Below are 16,029 nucleotides of genomic sequence, written 5' to 3' on the forward strand. Positions count from 1 at the left end.
GTCAGATCCCGCCGCGGGCCACCAGCTGCTGTGCGATCACATTGCGCTGGATCTCATTGGTGCCCTCACCGACGATCATCAACGGCGCATCGCGGAAGTAGCGCTCGACGTCGTATTCGGTCGAGTAGCCATAGCCGCCGTGGATGCGCACCGCGTTCAAAGCGATCTCCATCGCGACCTCGGAGGCGAACAGCTTTGCCATCCCGGCTTCCATGTCGCAGCGCTGGCCGCTGTCGTAGCGCTCGGCGGCATAAAAGGTGAGCTGGCGAGCGGCGGTGAGCTTGGTGGCCATGTCGGCCAGGTAGTTGCCGACGGACTGGTGCCGCCAAATCGGCTGACCGAAGCTCTCACGCTGCTGGGCATATTCCAGCGAGTCCTGCAGCGCCGCCGTCGCCACACCCAATGCCCTCGCGGCCACCTGAATCCGGCCCGTCTCAAGGCCTTTCATCATCTGCGCAAATCCTTGGCCCGCTTGGCCACCCAGTATCGCCGACGCCGGCACCCGGTAATCGTCGAACGACAGCTCGCAGGACTCCACGCCCTTGTAGCCCAACTTGGGCAGGTCCCGCGACACCGTCAGGCCCGGCCCGGGTTCGGCTAGGACGATAGAGATGCCCTTGTGTCGGGGCGTGGCGTTCGGGTCGGTCTTGCACAGCAACGCGATCAGTCCGGACCGCCGCGCATTGCTGATCCACGTCTTGGAACCATTGATCCGCAGGCCGTCAATGGCACGACCGGTGCCAAAGGGCACAGCGGTGGTCGACATGTTCTGCAGGTCGGACCCGCCGCCCGGTTCGGTCAGCGCCATGGTGGCCCGCAGTTCGCCGGTGGCCATCGACGGCAGGTAGGCCCGCTTCTGCTCCTCGGTGCCGAACAGCGTCAGCAGCTTGGCGACCACGGTGTGCCCGCCCATCGCACCGGCCAGGCTCATCCAGCCGCGGGCCAGCTCCTGGGTGACCTGCACGTAACACGGCATCGACACCGGCGATCCGCCGTACTCGTCGGGAATGGCCAGACCGTAGATGCCGATCCGCTTCATCTGCTCGAGCCACGCCTCAGGGTAGGTGTTGGCGTGTTCGACCTCGCGGACAGTGGGTTTGACGTCGCGGTCGATGAACCTCCGCACGGTGGCGACCAGCATCTCTTCGTCGTCGTTCAGTTCACTGCTCACCTGTGCCATATTGACCCCGTGACATACGCGGATATTCGCGAGGGTGGGCCATACTTCGACGACCTGTCGGTAGGTCAGGTATTCGACTGGGCGCCGTCGATGACGCTGTCGCCGGGGCTGGCGGCCGCTCATCAGGCGATCGTGGGCGACCGGTTGCGACTGGCCCTCGACGCCGATCTGTGCGCAGCGGTCACCGGCGCGTCGGCGGCCCTGGCGCATCCGGGCTTGGTGTGCGATGTGGCGATCGGCCAATCGACGTTGGTGACCCAACGAGTTAAGGCCAACCTGTTTTACCGTGGGCTGACATTCCACCGGTTTCCGGTGATCGGCGACACCATCTACACCCGCACCGAAGTGGTTGGGCTGCGAGCGAATTCGGCTAAGCCGGGCCGGGCGCCAACGGGAATGGCGGCGTTGCGGATGACCACCATCGATCAGGCCGACCGGTTGGTCCTCGACTTCTACCGCTGCGCCATGCTGCCCGCCAGCCCGGATTGGCGCGCCGACGAACCTGGCGACGATCTGTCGACGATCGGGGCCGACGCGCCGCCGCCTGCCGTCGATCCCACCGCTGACTGGAATGGCGAGGTCTTCCGGAAACGGGTGCCGGGGCCGCATTTCGACGCCGGCATTGCCGGCACGGTAAGGCACAGCACCGGCGACCTGGTCAGCAGCGCGCCCGAATTGGCGCGACTCACTCTGAACATCGCTGCCACACACCATGATTCGCGGCTAGCGGGACAACGGCTGGTCTACGGCGGGCACACCATCGGCTTGGCGTTCGCGCAGGCCTGTCGGCTGATGCCCAACCTGGTGACGGTCCTGGGCTGGACGCACTGCGACCACACCGGGCCGGTCCGCGAGGGCGACACCCTTTACAGCGAGCTGCACGTCGAATCGGCCGAATCGACCCCGAACGGGGGCGTGCTCGGGTTGCGCTCGTTGGTCTACGCGGCCAGCGCGTCAGAAGAGCCAGACCGGCCGGTGCTGGACTGGCGATTTAGCGCGCTGCAATTCTGAGGCCTGCGCGGGCCGCGAGCACAATGGTGAGCGTGAGCCGCGCGTCGTACAGGTGGGGGAGCAGCGGGCTGGCCTACCTGACCGGTCTGCCGGATGGACCACCCGACTTCTCCCGCGCCAACGTGCTGGCTCATGCCGAGCGGATTGCCGCCGATGCGGCCACCCTGCTGACGGGCCGTGCGGGGTTGCTCGGGTTGAGCCGCGGTGGCCGGGTGTCCGCGGGTGGCGCCACCCGGTTGTTCCAAGCACATGACGGCTGGTGTGCGATCACGCTGTCTCGCCCCGACGACATTGCCGCAGTCCCCGCGTTGCTGCACACCGATGAAACACCCAAAGACCCCTGGCCCATGTTGCAGCGGTGGGCCGCAACACGTCTGGTGGCCGGGATCACCGAGCGCGCCGAACTGCTCGACATCCCCGCCACCGCCCTCGGTGAGGCCACGGCCGTACCACCGCGGATACGCCGCGTCGGGCCGCGGACGCCCGCCCGCGGTCCGGCCGGCCTGCTGGTGGCGGAACTGTCCTCGATGTGGGCCGGTCCGCTGTGCGCGCACCTGTTGGCCCGGGCCGGCGCAACGGTGGTCAAGGTGGAAAGCCCGCGCCGCCCCGACGGCACCCGAGCCGGCAATCGGGCCTTCTTCGACTGGATCAACGGCGAAAAGCTGTCCTACTGCCTCGATTTCGATCGCGACGGCCACGAGCTGCGCCAGCTGCTGTCGGTCGCCGACGTCGTGATCGAAGGGTCGCGGCCCGCCGCACTGGTGCGGCGAGGGCTCGGCCCGCGGGACGTCGCGCCGCGGGCCGGCCGAACCTGGGTGCGCATTACCGGACATGGCGAGCGGTCCCGACGACCCGCGTTCGGTGACGACGCCGCAGTGGCCGGTGGCCTGATCGGCGCGGGGACGGTGTTCTGCGGGGACGCTATCGCCGACCCGCTGGCCGGGTTGGAGGCCAGCCTGGCCGTGACCGAATCGCTGGACCGTGGCGGCGGCGAACTGATCGACGTTTCCATGGCCGCCGTCGCCGCGACCTATGCGGCGCTGCCGATCCAGGCAGCGGTCTCGGCGGACCCAGCCCTACCGCCGTCCAAACCCCGAGTGTCCAAACCCGCCGCCGCCCTCGGCGCCGATAACGACGCCGTGCGTCGCTTGGTCTGCGAAAGGCAGTGCCTCTCGTGCTGATTCGGCAGGCCACGCTGCTGGACGGGGCGATGGTCGACATCCGGGTGGGTGCCCGGATCGAGGACGTCGGCCAGGATCTGGCTGCCAGGCACGGGGAGGGCGTGCTCGACGCGCGTGGCGGAACCGTGCTGCCCGGGCTCCACGACCACCATGTGCACCTGCGCTCGGCGGCCTCCGCGATGGATTCGCTTTCCGTAGGACCTCCCGCAGTAAGGACCAAAGAACAACTGGCGCGGGTACTTTCGAGTGCTGTGCCGGGCCCGGACGGGTGGATTCGCGCTGTCGGCTATCACGAGTCGGTTGCCGGCGAGCTGGACAAGACCTCCCTCGACGCCGTCGTGACCACCCATCCGGTGCGGATCCAGCACCGCAGCGGCGCGCTATGGATCCTCAACTCCGCGGCCTTGGGTCGAGTCGGCCTCCCCGACCATCCCGACGGGCGTCTGCGCAGCTCTGACCGCGGCTGGTCGGACGCGCTGCGGCGCCGCGAAACCGACCTAGCGGAACTCAGCCGCCGCATCACCGCGACCGGCGTCACCGGCGTCACCGACGCCACACCCGATCTCGACGCCGGCGACCTGGTTTCGCTGATGCTTGCGCACCGTCGCGGCGAGTTCCGGCCACGGGTGCGCTTGCTTTCACCGGGCAAGAAGATCCTGGAGGACGACGATCTCGACTTGGATGCCCTGACGACGTGGATCACCGACCACCACGGCGCCGGCCAACCGGTCGCCATGCACTGCGTGACCGCCGCCCAATTGGTGGTGACGATCGCGGCTCTGCGCGTGGCGGGGAGTCATCCATTCGACCGCATCGAGCACGCGGCGGTCGTCCCCGACGATAACCTGACCGACTTGGCCGAACTGGGCCTCACCGTGGTGACACAGCCCAACTTCGTTGCCGAGCGCGGCGATCAGTACCTCGCCGAGGTCCCGGTCCACGAGCATGGTCAGCTGTGGCGGGTCGCTTCACTGCTGAATGCGCGTGTGCCCGTCGCATTTTCGACCGATATGCCGTTCGGCAACGGTGATCCATGGGCGGCGATGCGGGCTGCGGTGCGCCGCACGACGCCTAGTGGAAAGATCCTCAATGGCGGTGAATGTGTCCCGGCGCGAACGGCTTTGACAATGTTTCTGGGCTGGTCGGATCGGCCGGGTCGCGCGCGGACCGTCGAAATCGGGGAGCCGGGCGACCTTTGCGTGCTCTCCGAGCCCCCGACGGCTGTGCTGGCCGAGCTGGATGCCGGCATGGTTGCCGCCACGATCATTGGCGGCGAGCTTGTCTACTTCGCGATGTGACCCGTCAGACCCAGTGCCGCACGCAAACTTTCACACTGCATGTCGAAAAACTGTCGTGATACCGGAGCGTTCGTAGCCACCAGGTCGAAACCATGGAACGCACCGGGCACCACCTCGAGTTGGCAGGGCACCGCGGCCTCGACCAGCCGCGCGGCATAGGCAAGATCCTCGTCATGGAACAGGTCGTGCGTGCCCACGCCGATCCACGCCGGGGGCAGTCCGCTCAGGTCGTCGTGCCTGGCCGGGACGGCGACCGTCGGGTCCGCATCGCCGAGGTACGCCGTCCAGCCGAAGCGATTGGCGCGTGGGTCCCACAATCGGTAGCGCGGGTTGGCCGGGGCCGCCGAACTGCGGTCATCAAGCATCGGGTATGCCAGCAACTGAAATGCCGGTGCAATCTCGCCGCGGTCGCGGGCCAGCAGGGCTAGCGCCGCCGCGAGCCCGGCGCCGGCGCTGGCGCCCCCGATCGCTACCCGTGACCGATCGACCGCGGGCAGTCCCGCCAACCAGGTGAACGCGGAGTAGCAATCTTCCAGCGGTGCGGGATAGGGATGTTCGGGTGCCAGTCGGTAATCCACCGATGCCACGGTGATGCCCAGCCGTGCGCTGAACCGGCGACAGCGCACGTCGTCCTGTTGCGCGGTGCCGAGCACGTATCCGCCGCCATGGATCCACAGCAAGGCGGGCGCTGGCTCGGTAATGCCGGTGGGCCGGTAGAGCCGAACGCCGACGCCCGACGGCAGGGTGATTACCTCAACATCGGCGCGTATTCGACGTTGCGCCAGGCCCAACAGGGTACGCATCAGCGGCAACGTTCGGGGACCGACAAGTCGACGCGGCGCGAGGCGGGCAATTCGGCGCAGATCTGGGTGGACATCATCGGCGGGCATCAGGCCAGTATCCATCTGGGCTTGATCCATCTGGGCGTGCATCGGCTCCGAATAGTGCCTGTGAACCATTTCCGCCACACCGGTGCGTCGGCTAGGCGGGTGTGCTTTGTCGGACAATGATCGGGGTATCGATGGGAATGCTGTCGCCGGAATACCGCAGGGGGCCGAGGCTTCGATGGCCATTGGTGCGGGTGGACATCGCGACGCTGGCCCTATGAGCGGCTACGGATTCCCCGCCGGACTGTGGCACATGCTGGAGCAACATCGACCGCCCGGCATCCAGCGGCTAAGACAATTTCGCAGCCCGCTGCGCGGTCCGTGGCTGACATCGGTGTTCGGGCTGGTGCTGCTGGTGACGCTGCCGATCGTGATCCTCACCGGGCTGCTGTCCTACATTGCCTACGCACCGCAGTTCGGCCAGGCCATCCCGGCCGACGTCGGCTGGCTACGACTGCCCATCTTCACGTGGCCCACTCGCCCGTCGTGGCTGTACCGGCTGACGCAGGGGCTGCACGTGGGGCTGGGGCTGGTGCTCATCCCGGTGGTGCTGGCCAAGCTGTGGTCGGTGATCCCGAAGCTGTTCGTCTGGCCGCCGGCGCGTTCGATCGCCCAGCTTCTGGAGCGGTTGTCGTTGCTGATGCTGGTTGGCGGGCTACTCTTCGAGATCGTCACCGGCGTGCTCAACATCCAGTACGACTACATATTCGGGTTCAGCTTCTACGACGCGCACTACTTCGGGGCCTGGGTGTTCATCGTCGGTTTCGTCATGCACATCGCGCTCAAGATTCCGCGCATGGTCACCGGGTTGCGGTCGCTGTCGTTGCGAGAAGTGCTGCGCGCGGGCGTCGCTGACACCCGCCCGGAACCGCCCGATGAGACCGGGTTGGTGGCCGAGAACCCGGTCGAGCCGACGATGAGCAGGCGCGGCGCCCTGGCATTGGTCGGCTCCGGAGTGCTGCTGATCGCGGTGCTGACGGTCGGTCAGACCCTCGGCGGCCCCGCTCGCGGCGCCGCACTCCTGCTGCCGCGAGGCCGCGGCAGGGATTTCCCGGTCAACAAAACGGCCGCCGTCGCCGGGATCACGCCCGAAGCCGTCGGCGAGAACTGGCGGCTGATTCTGCGCGGCGGTCCCTCGGACGTCGTACTGGACCGCGCCGCGCTGGCCGCCATACCGCAACACAGCGCGCGGCTGCCGATCGCCTGCGTCGAGGGATGGTCGACGGTTCAGACCTGGAGTGGGGTGCGGCTGGCCGACCTGGCTCGGATGGCTGGCGTGCCGGTAGCGCGCTCGGCACGAGTGGCATCGCTGCAACGGGGTGGCGCCTTCGGTTCGGCGATCCTGGCGGCCAACCAGATCAGCGACCCCGATGCGCTGTTGGCGCTGCGGGTCAACGGCGCCGATCTGCCCCTGGATCACGGCTATCCGGCCCGGATCATCGTCCCCGCACTGCCCGGTGTGCACAACACCAAATGGGTCACGTCCATCGACTTCGAGCAGAGCTGAGATGTCAAGGCTTTCAAAATGTTTCGCCGCGCACTACGGCTCCAATCCACTACACCTGCTAACCATGGTGTCCGGCTTCGCGCTGCTGGGCTACATCCTGGCTACCTTCAAACCCGCCACGCTGTGGAACCCGAATACCTGGTGGCAGTCGATTGCCGTCTGGTTGGCCGCCGCCATCATCGGCCACGACCTGGTCCTCTTCCCGATCTACGCGCTCGCCGATCGGCTGGTGTCTGGGAAGGACCGGCGACGGCACCACCTATACGTGGTCGCCCGCAACCACATTCGGATCCCGGCCATGGGAGCCGCGCTCACCTTGCTGATCTTTCTGCCGGGCATCATCCAACAGGGCGCCGCCACCTATCAGGCGGCGACTGGAGAGACCCAGCAGCCCTTTCTGGGCAGGTGGCTGCTGCTCACCGCGGCCATGTTCGCCATCAGCGCTCTTGGCTACGCCGCGCGACTCGCAATAGCGCGCTTCAGCGTCGAAAAAGGCGCACCTGACCAGGGAAAATAGCGGATTTTGTGGATACTCGGGCGGCAATCTTCGAATACTGTTAACAGAGAGGGGTACGCTCCACCACATGACCGCGACCGGTCCCACCGCAAAGCCCTGCGTCAAGTGGTTGCTGCGCGCCCGTCCCGCCGACTACTTGCTGGCCTTGAGTGTCGCGGGAGCGTCGCTCCCGGTGGTGGGTAAGCACCTCGAGCCGCTGGGCAGTCTCACCGCGATGGGTGTCTGGGGCGCCCGCCAGGCGCCGGAGATAATGTCCGCGCGGGCGCGCGAATGGCTGACCCCCGGTACTGACGAAATTCGCCGCCGGGATCGTGCCAGCACCCACGAGGTGTCGGTCACGGCCCTGCGGGGCATCGTGTCGGCAGCCGACCTGGACGCGCGCTGGCCGGCCCCGGAGCGCACCGCGCCCGTGTGGCAAGCGCGGCGACACCGTCGCTACCTTTATCGCCGCGGCGTCCACTATGGCGATAGCCCCGTCCAGTTACTCGACGTCTGGCGCCGCAAAGACTTGCCCACCCAACCCGCACCGGTGCTGATTTTCGTCCCGGGCGGAGCCTGGATTCACGGCAATCGCACCATCCAGGGATATGCGCTGATGTCACGCCTGGCCGAGCTGGGGTGGGTGTGTCTGTCGATCGACTACCGCGTCGCCCCGCACCACCGATGGCCGCGCCACATCCTTGATGTCAAGACCGCCATCGCGTGGGCTCGGGCCAATGTCGACAAGTTCGGTGGGGACCGCAATTTCGTTGCGGTGGCGGGTTGCTCGGCCGGCGGACACCTGTCGGCGCTGGCCGGGCTGACCGCCAACTACCCCGCCTTCCAGGGCGAGCTGCCGGAAGGCTCGGACACCTCGGTCGACGCCGTGGTAGGGATTTACGGTCGCTACGACTGGGAAGACCGCTCCACCCCGGAACGGGTCCGGTTCGTCGATTTCCTGGAGCGGGTGGTGGTCAAGCGGAGCATCGACCGGCATCCAGAGGTGTTCCGCGATGCCTCGCCGATCGCCCGGGTGCATACGAATGCGCCACCGTTCCTGGTGGTTCACGGCACCCGCGACAGCGTCATCCCGGTTGAGCAGGCGCGCAGCTTCGTCGAGCGGTTACGGGCGGTTTCGCGCTCGCTGGTCGGCTACGTGGAACTGCCCGGGGCGGGCCACGGCTTCGACCTTCTCGACGGCGCTCGCACTGGCCCGACGGCGCACGCGATTTCCTTGTTTCTCAACCATGTTCACCGCACTCGGGCGCAGTTCGCGAAAGAGGTCATCTGACCGGTTGGCACGTCGCGCTATGAGTAGGGGTCTGCGGTGAAACGACTCAGCGGCTGGGATGCGGTGCTGCTGTACAGCGAGACGCCGAACGTGCACATGCACACCCTCAAGGTCGCCGTGATCGAACTGGACCCGGACCATCGCGGATTCGGCGTCGAAGCGTTTCGCCAGGTCATCGGCGGGCGGATGCACAAGCTGGAGCCGCTCGGCTATCAACTGGTTGACATCCCGTTCAAGTTTCATCACCCGATGTGGCGTGAGCACTGCGAGGTCGATCTCGAATATCACATCCGGCCCTGGAAGCTGGCCGCACCCGGAGGCCGACGTGAATTGGACGATGCGATCGGACGTATCGGCAGCACCCCGCTGGATCGGAGCCGTCCGCTGTGGGAGATGTATTTCGTTGAGGGCCTTGCTAATAACCGGGTCGTGGTGGTCGCCAAGATTCACCACGCGCTCGCCGACGGGGTCGCCTCAGCGAACCTGATGGCGCGCGGGATGGACCTGCTGCCGGCACCCGAAGGCGGCGAGTATGTGTCCGACCCGGCGCCCGGCAAGCGGGAGTTGATGAGTTCGGCGTTCGTGGACCACCTGCGCCACCTGGGTCGGATCCCGGCCACCATCCGCTACACCGCACAGGGTTTGGGACGGGTGCGACGCAGTTCGCGCAAGCTCTCACCGCGGCTGACTATGCCGTTCACCCCGCCGCCGACCTTCATGAATCACATGATCACGCCGCAGCGGATGTTTGCCACCGCCACGCTGGCATTGGCCGACGTCAAGGCGACCGGCAAGCAGCTCGGGGTGACGATCAACGACATGGTGTTGGCCATGTCCACTGGAGCGCTGCGCAACCTGCTGTTGCGCTACGACGGCAAGACCGAACCGCTGCTGGCCTCGGTCCCGGTGAGTTACGACTTCTCGCCGGAGCGGATCTCCGGCAACCATTTCAGCGGAATGATGGTCGCGCTGCCCGCCGACATAGATGACCCGCTGGAGAGGGTGCAGGCCTGTCACGAGAACGCGGTACTGGCCAAGGAGAGTCACCAGCTCATGGGGCCGGAGCTGATCAGCCGCTGGGCGGCCTACTGGCCACCGGCGCCGACGGAGGCGATGTTCCGGTGGATGTCCGGTCGCGACGGGCAGAACAAGATCCTCAATCTGAATGTCTCGAACGTTCCCGGTCCGCGCGAGCGCGGCAGGGTGGGTGGCGCGGTGGTCACCGAGATCTATTCGGTGGGGCCGTTGACCGCCGGCAGCGGTCTGAACATCACCGTGTGGAGTTATGTCGACCAGCTCAACATCTCGGTGCTGACCGACGGTGCCACCGTCAAGGACCCACACGAGGTGACCGAGGCCTTGGTCGCCGACTTCATCGAAATACGCAGGGCTGCAGGGCTTTCCGAGAAGCTGACGGTTATCGAAGACGCAATGGCTCCGGCCTGATTTGCGGCCGTTACGATCGGCTCTGTGAGCGAAGAAGCTACCGAACCCGCCGTCCTCGTTGAACAACGCGACCGGATCCTGATCATCACGATCAACCGTCCACAAGCCAAGAACGCGGTCAACGCGGAGGTCAGCCGCGGGCTTGCCGACGCAATGGATCGGCTGGACGGCGACGCCGGCCTGTCGGTGGCTATCCTGACCGGCGCGGGCGGTTCGTTCTGTGCGGGCATGGACCTCAAGGCGTTCGCTCGCGGCGAGAACGTCGTCGTGGAGGGCCGCGGCTTGGGCTTCACGGAGCGGCCACCCGCAAAGCCGCTGATCGCGGCCGTGGAGGGTTACGCGCTGGCCGGCGGCACGGAGCTGGCGCTGGCCACTGATCTGATCGTGGCGGCCCGCGATTCGGCGTTCGGCATACCCGAGGTCAAGCGCGGGCTGGTTGCTGGCGGCGGCGGACTGCTGCGGTTGCCGGAGCGCATCCCGTATGCGATCGCCATGGAGCTGGCTTTGACTGGTGACAACCTGTCGGCCGAGCGCGCCCACGAGCTGGGGCTGGTCAACATCTTGGCCGAGCCCGGCGGCGCGCTGGACGCCGCCATCTTCCTGGCGGAGAAGATCACGGCCAACGGGCCGCTCGCGGTCGCCGCCACCAAACGGATCATCACCGAATCCCGCGGCTGGAGCCTGGACAACAGGTTCGCCGAGCAGATCAAGATCCTGGGCCCGATCTTCATGTCCAACGACGCCAAGGAGGGCGCGATCGCGTTCGCCGAGAAGCGCCCGCCCCGCTGGACCGGGACTTAACCCGCGAGCAGACGCAAAAGCCCCCATTTTCGTGCCGAAATGGGGGCTTTTGCGTCTGCTCGCGCCACCTAACCTAACCAGCCAGGTAGCGCTGCACCGTCGGCCCCACCCGAGTAACCAAGTCCTCGATGCTTGCTGATGCCAGTGGCTCGATCTTTAGCTGGTAGCGCGCAAATGCCAGCCCGGCCAGATGGCTGGCCACCAGCTCGACGCGCAGCTCGGCGTCGGCCACCCTGAAGTCGGCCGCGACCCGCTCGGCTATCGGGCCAGCAAGGCTGTCGTGCAACACCTTTCGCGCCTGAGGGTGGATGGTCGCCGAACGCCACAGCGTGAGAAAGGGCTCGTAGCCGGCGTCCTCGTCCCAGTGCTCGAGAAAGCGGCGTACCAACCGCGGACCGATGTCCGCGGTTCCCTCGTCCAGCAGCGTGGCCAGCTGGTGTAGCGGGTGCTCGGGACCGGTCAGCGCCGACGCGGTGAACAGCCCTTCCTTGCTGTCGAAGAAGTAATAGACCATCGCGACGTCGACGCCGGCGTCGGCGGCAATGGCGCGGACGGTTGCCCGCTCGTATCCCTCGCGCATGAAACGTTCGCGCGCCGCGTCGATGATGCGCTGCTTGTTCTGCTGACCGGTGCGCCACCGGCCGCTGCGCCGGGCTTCTGACATGCCAGCGAGCATACTTCAACATCCGTTGATCATTGCTCAGCACGGGCGTACGCTGATTCTTGAACGGAGGTTGAAGTATCATGACAAACGCTCGGGAACGGCAACTTTGGTGGCGACACCTGATCTCGTTTCTCATCGCCCCGGTGACGGTGACGCTGGTGATACCGGCGTTGATCGTGGCGTCCACGGGGATTTCGGCCCGGAACCTGCAGTCGCCTGCGACGATCGCGCTGGTCACGGTCGGTGGCCTGCTGATCGCGGTCGGGCTGGGCCTGCTGGTCTGGACGGTGGCGCTGTTTGACCGTGTGGGTGACGGCACCCTCGGGGTGGGCAAGGTGCTCGGCGAGCCGGTCAGGCTGGTGGTGCGCGGCCCGTACCGGCACGTGCGCAACCCGATGATCAGCGGTGTGCTGTGCATTCTGCTCGGCGAGGCCGCTATCACCGCGTCCGGTTGGCTGCTGTTGTGGTTTGCCGTCTTTTTTGCAGTGCTTGCGACCTTCATCCGGTTCTGGGAAGAGCCGCACCTCGAGGGGCGCTACGGCCGCGAGTACGTCGAGTACCGGCGCAACGTGCCAGCCTGGATCCCGCGCCTCTCGGCCTGGAAGTAAAGACCTACGCTGGGATGGGTTACAATATCGCCTAGATTTGTAAAGGCCCGAGATTCAGAAAGATCGAGGATGAGCGTTTCGTTGCTGCTCGAGATGACCGCGTGCAGCAATCCCGATCGCACGGCCATCGTGTCGGGTGACATCCGATGGACGACTCAGCAGCTAAGCGATCTCGCCGACGGCGGCGCGGGCGTTATCACTGCATCGAATGCTCGGCACGTCGCCTACGTCGGCTCCGGCGGCGCCATGCTGCCCCTGCTGATTTTCGCCTCGGCGCGCGCCGGCCTGGCCTTTACCCCGATCAACTACCGGCTATCCCGTGACGGGATCCAGTCTCTGATCGAACGGCTGCCGCAACCCCTCGTGGTCGTCGACAGCCGCTACCGGAAGATGGTCGGCGACGGGCCGTTGGTGGTTTCCGACGACTTCCTGGCGTCGGCTCACAGCGCCAAGCCCGCCGCGGAGTTCGCAGACCCGGACTCGGTGGCCGTCGTGCTGTTCACCTCGGGCACCACGGCACAGCCCAAGGCCGTCGAACTCACCCACAACAACCTCACCAGCTATGTCACCGGCACCGTCGAATTCGATTCGGCCGCGCCCACCGACGCCGCGCTGATCTGTGTGCCGCCCTATCACATCGCCGGGGTGGGGGCCGCGCTGTCGAACCTGTATGCCGGTCGAAAGATGGTGTATTTGCCCAACTTTGACGCCGAGGAGTGGGTGCGGCTGGCCAATGCCGAGCGGGTCACCACTGCGACGGTGGTACCCACCATGCTGGACCGAATTGTCACCGTCCTCGAGACCGGCTACTACCAGCTTCCCCATCTGCGCAACCTGGCCTACGGCGGTTCCAAGGTGGGTCTGCCGCTGCTCCGACGGGCGCTGGAATTGTTGCCGGATGTTGGCTTTGTCAACGCCTATGGCTTGACCGAAACGAGCTCAACGATCGCGGTGCTGACACCCGAGGATCACCGCGCGGCGCTATCGGCCCCGGATGCCGCGATCGCTAAGCGATTGGGATCGGTGGGACGGGCGGTGCCCGGCATCGAACTGGAGATCCGTGACGACACGGGCGCGGTGCTGGGACCGGGCCGCACTGGAGAGCTGTTTGTGCGGGGCGAACAGGTCTCCGGTCGCTACACCGGGATCGGTTCGGTGCTCGACGAAAACGGTTGGTTCCCAACCCAAGACATCGCCACCCTCGACGAAGACGGCTACCTATTCATCGGCGGACGCAGCGACGACACCATCATTCGCGGCGGTGAGAACATCGCGCCCGCCGAGCTGGAACAGGTGCTGATCGAACACCCACACGTGCGCGACGTTGCCGTGGTTGGCGTCGACGATGCACAGTGGGGTCAGGCGATCGTCGCCGTGGTGGTGCCGGCCGCCGGCGTGGACCCCGACCCGGAGGAACTGCGCGAGCATGTCCGCAAGAGTTTGCGCGGGTCACGTACCCCGGACCGGGTGGTGTTTCGCGACGAGCTGCCGACCACCGCCACCGGCAAGGTACTTCGCCGCGAGATCATTGAGACGTTGGAAGGACTGCGCGCATGATCAAGAACGGAACCCGTCTCGCCAGCCAGGTGTGTGACACCCAGGTGATCGTCGTCAGAAGCGCCGACAGCCTCGACGACCTGCGGTGCGGCGGGGCGCCGATGGTGGCGATGGGTGCCGAGCGTTCCGGCGAACTCGACCCGGCGTTTGCCGAGGGCACCGTGATGGGCAAGCGCTACGTCGACGAAAACGGTGCCGAGGTGCTGGTGACCAAGTCGGGTGCGGGCAGCCTGAGCATCGGCGATGCCAAGCTGCGGCTCAAAGAGGTTAAGCCGCTGCCGGCCAGCGACTGATCTATTTGTCGGGCAATCCATTGCGGCGAACGAATTCCCTTGCTTTGATGAGGAATTCGAGCTGATCGCCAACTTGACGTAGCGGGACGGCGCTGCGCGTCGAGCGGCACAGCACGATTGCGCCTTCCAGCGCGGAAATCGACATCACTGCTAGTGATGCGGCGTCGGATTCGTCGAAGCCGTCGGCGATGAATGCACGGGTCAGGGAAGTGCACCAGCGGTCCAAGATGACACCGGCTTCCGCCGAGAGCTCGACTTCGTCGTCGGCCGAGCCAATTGCGGCCGCTACGACGGGGCAGCCCGCGCTGAAATCGCACTCGGTCAGCAGCCGTTCCCAGAACTCGACATATTCGCGCAGCAGGACTCGCGCGCCACGGTCGACGGCGGCATCAATGGTGGCGGTTATGGAATCGCCCGCGTACCGCAGCGCCTCGGTCAGGATCTGACTGCGTCCGTCGGGAAAGTGGTAGTACACCGAGCCGCGCGGGGTGCCGCTGCGTGCGAGCACCGCGTCGATGGTCACACCTGCGGCTCCGCGCTCACGCATCACCTCGGCGGCGCTGATCAGCATCTTGTTCCGAGTGCCGCGGCGCTTCGTGGTAGCAGGACTAGCTGGTGTCATGCCGCGTGCGGGTGGCCATGTGAGTGACGAAGCGCCGGCCAGTGGATGTCGCGTGGGCGGAACCGGAACCGCCGTCGTGGCAAGTCGGGCATCTGGCGAGTGAATCGAAGGCCGGCGACGTTGAGCTCGATGATCCACATGGTTCCTCCCGGCATGTGTGTCGCACTCATGCACCGGGCGCCACCGGCCCATGAATATGCTAGGTAGCATATTAAACGCCCGTCGGGTAAGCAAGTACTCTCTACAAATCCGACACAAACGCTTCGCTCGCTGTTAACGAACCCTGCTTTTTTATGTTTGTTTGCATAATTTTCCTCCATGCGGTTCACTGTGCCGATGACTAGCACCTCCACCGTGTCGCTCGAGCGTGACGGGCATGTCCTGCTGATCGGCCTGAACCGGCCCCAGAAGCGCAACGCGTTCGACCGCGCGATGCTTGCCGATCTGTCTCGCGCCTATGCATTGCTGGAATCCGATACCGCGTTGCGCGCGGGAGTGCTGTTCGCCCACGGCGACCATTTCACCGCCGGTCTCGATCTTGTCGATGTCGGTCCGGGGATTGCCAGCGGCGAAAACCCGCTTCCGGACGACGGACGCGACCCCTGGCGTCTCGACGGTCCCTGGACCACACCTATGATCGCCGTCGCTCACGGCCGGTGCATGACACTGGGCATCGAGCTGCTGCTTGCTGCCGACATTCGTATCGCAGCGACCGGAACCCGGTTCACCCAGCTGGAAGTGCAGCGCGGGATCTACCCCTTTGGCGGTGCCACGATCCGGCTGCCGCGCGAGGCGGGGTGGGGCAACGCTATGCGCTGGCTGCTCACCGGCGACGAGTTCGACGCCGCCGAGGCGCACCGCATCGGGCTGGTTCAGGAGGTTGCCGACGACGCCGCGACGGCTTTGGCGCGTGCGCGCGAGATCGCAAACACCATTGCCGAGCGTGCGGCGCCGTTGGGTGTGCGGGCCACCCTGGAATCGGCCCACTTGGCCCAGACCCGGGGCGAGGCGGCCGCCATCGAGCGGCTGCGCCCAGCCGTGACTGAATTGTTTACCACCGAAGACGCTGCCGAGGGCGTGCAGTCGTTTATCGAGCGCCGGCAGGCGCAGTTCACGGGTCGCTAATTGTGCCGAGCAGACGTAAAAGCCCCCAAAACTGGCCAGTTTTGGGGGCTTTTACGTCTGCT

The 16,029-nt window shown here is 66.2% G+C and carries 16 protein-coding genes; 12 read left to right on the top strand and 4 right to left on the bottom strand.

What is annotated here, in order from left to right; translation table 11 throughout:
- Position 1: 1 nt before the first annotated feature.
- Positions 2-1,159 (bottom strand): acyl-CoA dehydrogenase family protein, encoded by a 1,158-nt coding sequence (locus tag AADZ78_RS01865; RefSeq protein ID WP_423752184.1) that lies wholly within the window; start codon positions 1,157-1,159, stop codon positions 2-4.
- Positions 1,160-1,189: 30 nt separating this feature from the next.
- Between AADZ78_RS01865 and AADZ78_RS01870 the strand changes: the two genes are divergently transcribed.
- Genes AADZ78_RS01870 through AADZ78_RS01880 form a run of 3 tightly spaced genes read left to right on the top strand, consistent with a single transcriptional unit; the run spans position 1,190 to position 4,670 of the window.
- Positions 1,190-2,191: a MaoC family dehydratase gene (locus tag AADZ78_RS01870; protein WP_085250096.1), complete on the top strand. Its 1,002-nt coding sequence runs from the start codon at positions 1,190-1,192 to the stop codon at positions 2,189-2,191.
- Positions 2,192-2,214: 23 nt separating this feature from the next.
- On the top strand, positions 2,215-3,372 hold the full coding sequence (locus AADZ78_RS01875) for a CoA transferase (RefSeq protein WP_085250095.1): 1,158 nt from the start codon (positions 2,215-2,217) through the stop codon (positions 3,370-3,372).
- Positions 3,366-4,670: an amidohydrolase family protein gene (locus tag AADZ78_RS01880; protein WP_085250094.1), complete on the top strand. Its 1,305-nt coding sequence runs from the start codon at positions 3,366-3,368 to the stop codon at positions 4,668-4,670. The genes AADZ78_RS01875 and AADZ78_RS01880 overlap by 7 nt, the downstream gene beginning before the upstream one ends.
- Here AADZ78_RS01880 and AADZ78_RS01885 read toward each other — a convergent pair.
- Positions 4,655-5,560: an alpha/beta hydrolase gene (locus tag AADZ78_RS01885; RefSeq protein ID WP_085250102.1), complete on the bottom strand. Its 906-nt coding sequence runs from the start codon at positions 5,558-5,560 to the stop codon at positions 4,655-4,657. The two genes, AADZ78_RS01880 and AADZ78_RS01885, sit on opposite strands and share 16 nt — an antisense overlap.
- 214 nt (positions 5,561-5,774) lie before the next feature.
- Between AADZ78_RS01885 and AADZ78_RS01890 the strand changes: the two genes are divergently transcribed.
- From AADZ78_RS01890 to AADZ78_RS01910, 5 genes are all read left to right on the top strand, one after another.
- Positions 5,775-7,064, top strand: a complete 1,290-nt coding sequence (locus tag AADZ78_RS01890) for a molybdopterin-dependent oxidoreductase (protein ID WP_139828647.1) — start codon at positions 5,775-5,777, stop codon at positions 7,062-7,064.
- Between the two features lies 1 nt (position 7,065).
- Positions 7,066-7,581: a hypothetical protein gene (locus AADZ78_RS01895; RefSeq protein WP_085250093.1), complete on the top strand. Its 516-nt coding sequence runs from the start codon at positions 7,066-7,068 to the stop codon at positions 7,579-7,581.
- A 67-nt stretch (positions 7,582-7,648) separates the two neighbouring features.
- Positions 7,649-8,851 (top strand): alpha/beta hydrolase, encoded by a 1,203-nt coding sequence (locus AADZ78_RS01900; RefSeq protein WP_085250092.1) that lies wholly within the window; start codon positions 7,649-7,651, stop codon positions 8,849-8,851.
- 36 nt (positions 8,852-8,887) lie between these two features.
- The gene (locus AADZ78_RS01905) at positions 8,888-10,297 is read left to right on the top strand and encodes a WS/DGAT/MGAT family O-acyltransferase (protein WP_085250091.1); all 1,410 of its coding nucleotides are present in this window, start codon (positions 8,888-8,890) and stop codon (positions 10,295-10,297) included.
- Between the two features lie 24 nt (positions 10,298-10,321).
- The gene (locus AADZ78_RS01910) at positions 10,322-11,098 is read left to right on the top strand and encodes a crotonase/enoyl-CoA hydratase family protein (protein ID WP_085250090.1); all 777 of its coding nucleotides are present in this window, start codon (positions 10,322-10,324) and stop codon (positions 11,096-11,098) included.
- A gap of 73 nt (positions 11,099-11,171) precedes the next feature.
- Here the strand turns inward: AADZ78_RS01910 and AADZ78_RS01915 are convergent, their stop codons facing one another.
- Positions 11,172-11,762: a TetR/AcrR family transcriptional regulator gene (locus tag AADZ78_RS01915; protein ID WP_085250100.1), complete on the bottom strand. Its 591-nt coding sequence runs from the start codon at positions 11,760-11,762 to the stop codon at positions 11,172-11,174.
- A gap of 143 nt (positions 11,763-11,905) precedes the next feature.
- Here AADZ78_RS01915 and AADZ78_RS01920 point away from each other — a divergent pair, with 143 nt between their 5' ends.
- From AADZ78_RS01920 to AADZ78_RS01930, 3 genes are all read left to right on the top strand, one after another.
- Positions 11,906-12,370: a methyltransferase family protein gene (locus AADZ78_RS01920; protein ID WP_239655284.1), complete on the top strand. Its 465-nt coding sequence runs from the start codon at positions 11,906-11,908 to the stop codon at positions 12,368-12,370.
- A 69-nt stretch (positions 12,371-12,439) separates the two neighbouring features.
- Positions 12,440-13,927 (top strand): class I adenylate-forming enzyme family protein, encoded by a 1,488-nt coding sequence (locus AADZ78_RS01925; protein ID WP_085250088.1) that lies wholly within the window; start codon positions 12,440-12,442, stop codon positions 13,925-13,927.
- Positions 13,924-14,220: a hypothetical protein gene (locus AADZ78_RS01930; RefSeq protein WP_085250087.1), complete on the top strand. Its 297-nt coding sequence runs from the start codon at positions 13,924-13,926 to the stop codon at positions 14,218-14,220. Before AADZ78_RS01925 ends, AADZ78_RS01930 begins: the two co-directional genes overlap by 4 nt.
- Before the next feature lies 1 nt (position 14,221).
- Here AADZ78_RS01930 and AADZ78_RS01935 read toward each other — a convergent pair whose 3' ends face one another.
- Complete coding sequence (locus AADZ78_RS01935) at positions 14,222-14,842, bottom strand: TetR/AcrR family transcriptional regulator (protein WP_204903490.1); 621 nt, start codon at positions 14,840-14,842, stop codon at positions 14,222-14,224.
- A 336-nt stretch (positions 14,843-15,178) separates the two neighbouring features.
- On the opposite strand from AADZ78_RS01935, the gene AADZ78_RS01940 reads away from it, so the two are divergent.
- A complete protein-coding gene (locus AADZ78_RS01940; RefSeq protein WP_169726276.1) occupies positions 15,179-15,967 on the top strand; it encodes a crotonase/enoyl-CoA hydratase family protein in 789 nt (262 codons plus the stop codon).
- The last annotated feature ends 62 nt before the right edge of the window (positions 15,968-16,029 follow it).

This window comes from Mycobacterium riyadhense, assembly GCF_963853645.1.
Taxonomy (GTDB): Bacteria; Actinomycetota; Actinomycetes; order Mycobacteriales; family Mycobacteriaceae; genus Mycobacterium; species Mycobacterium riyadhense.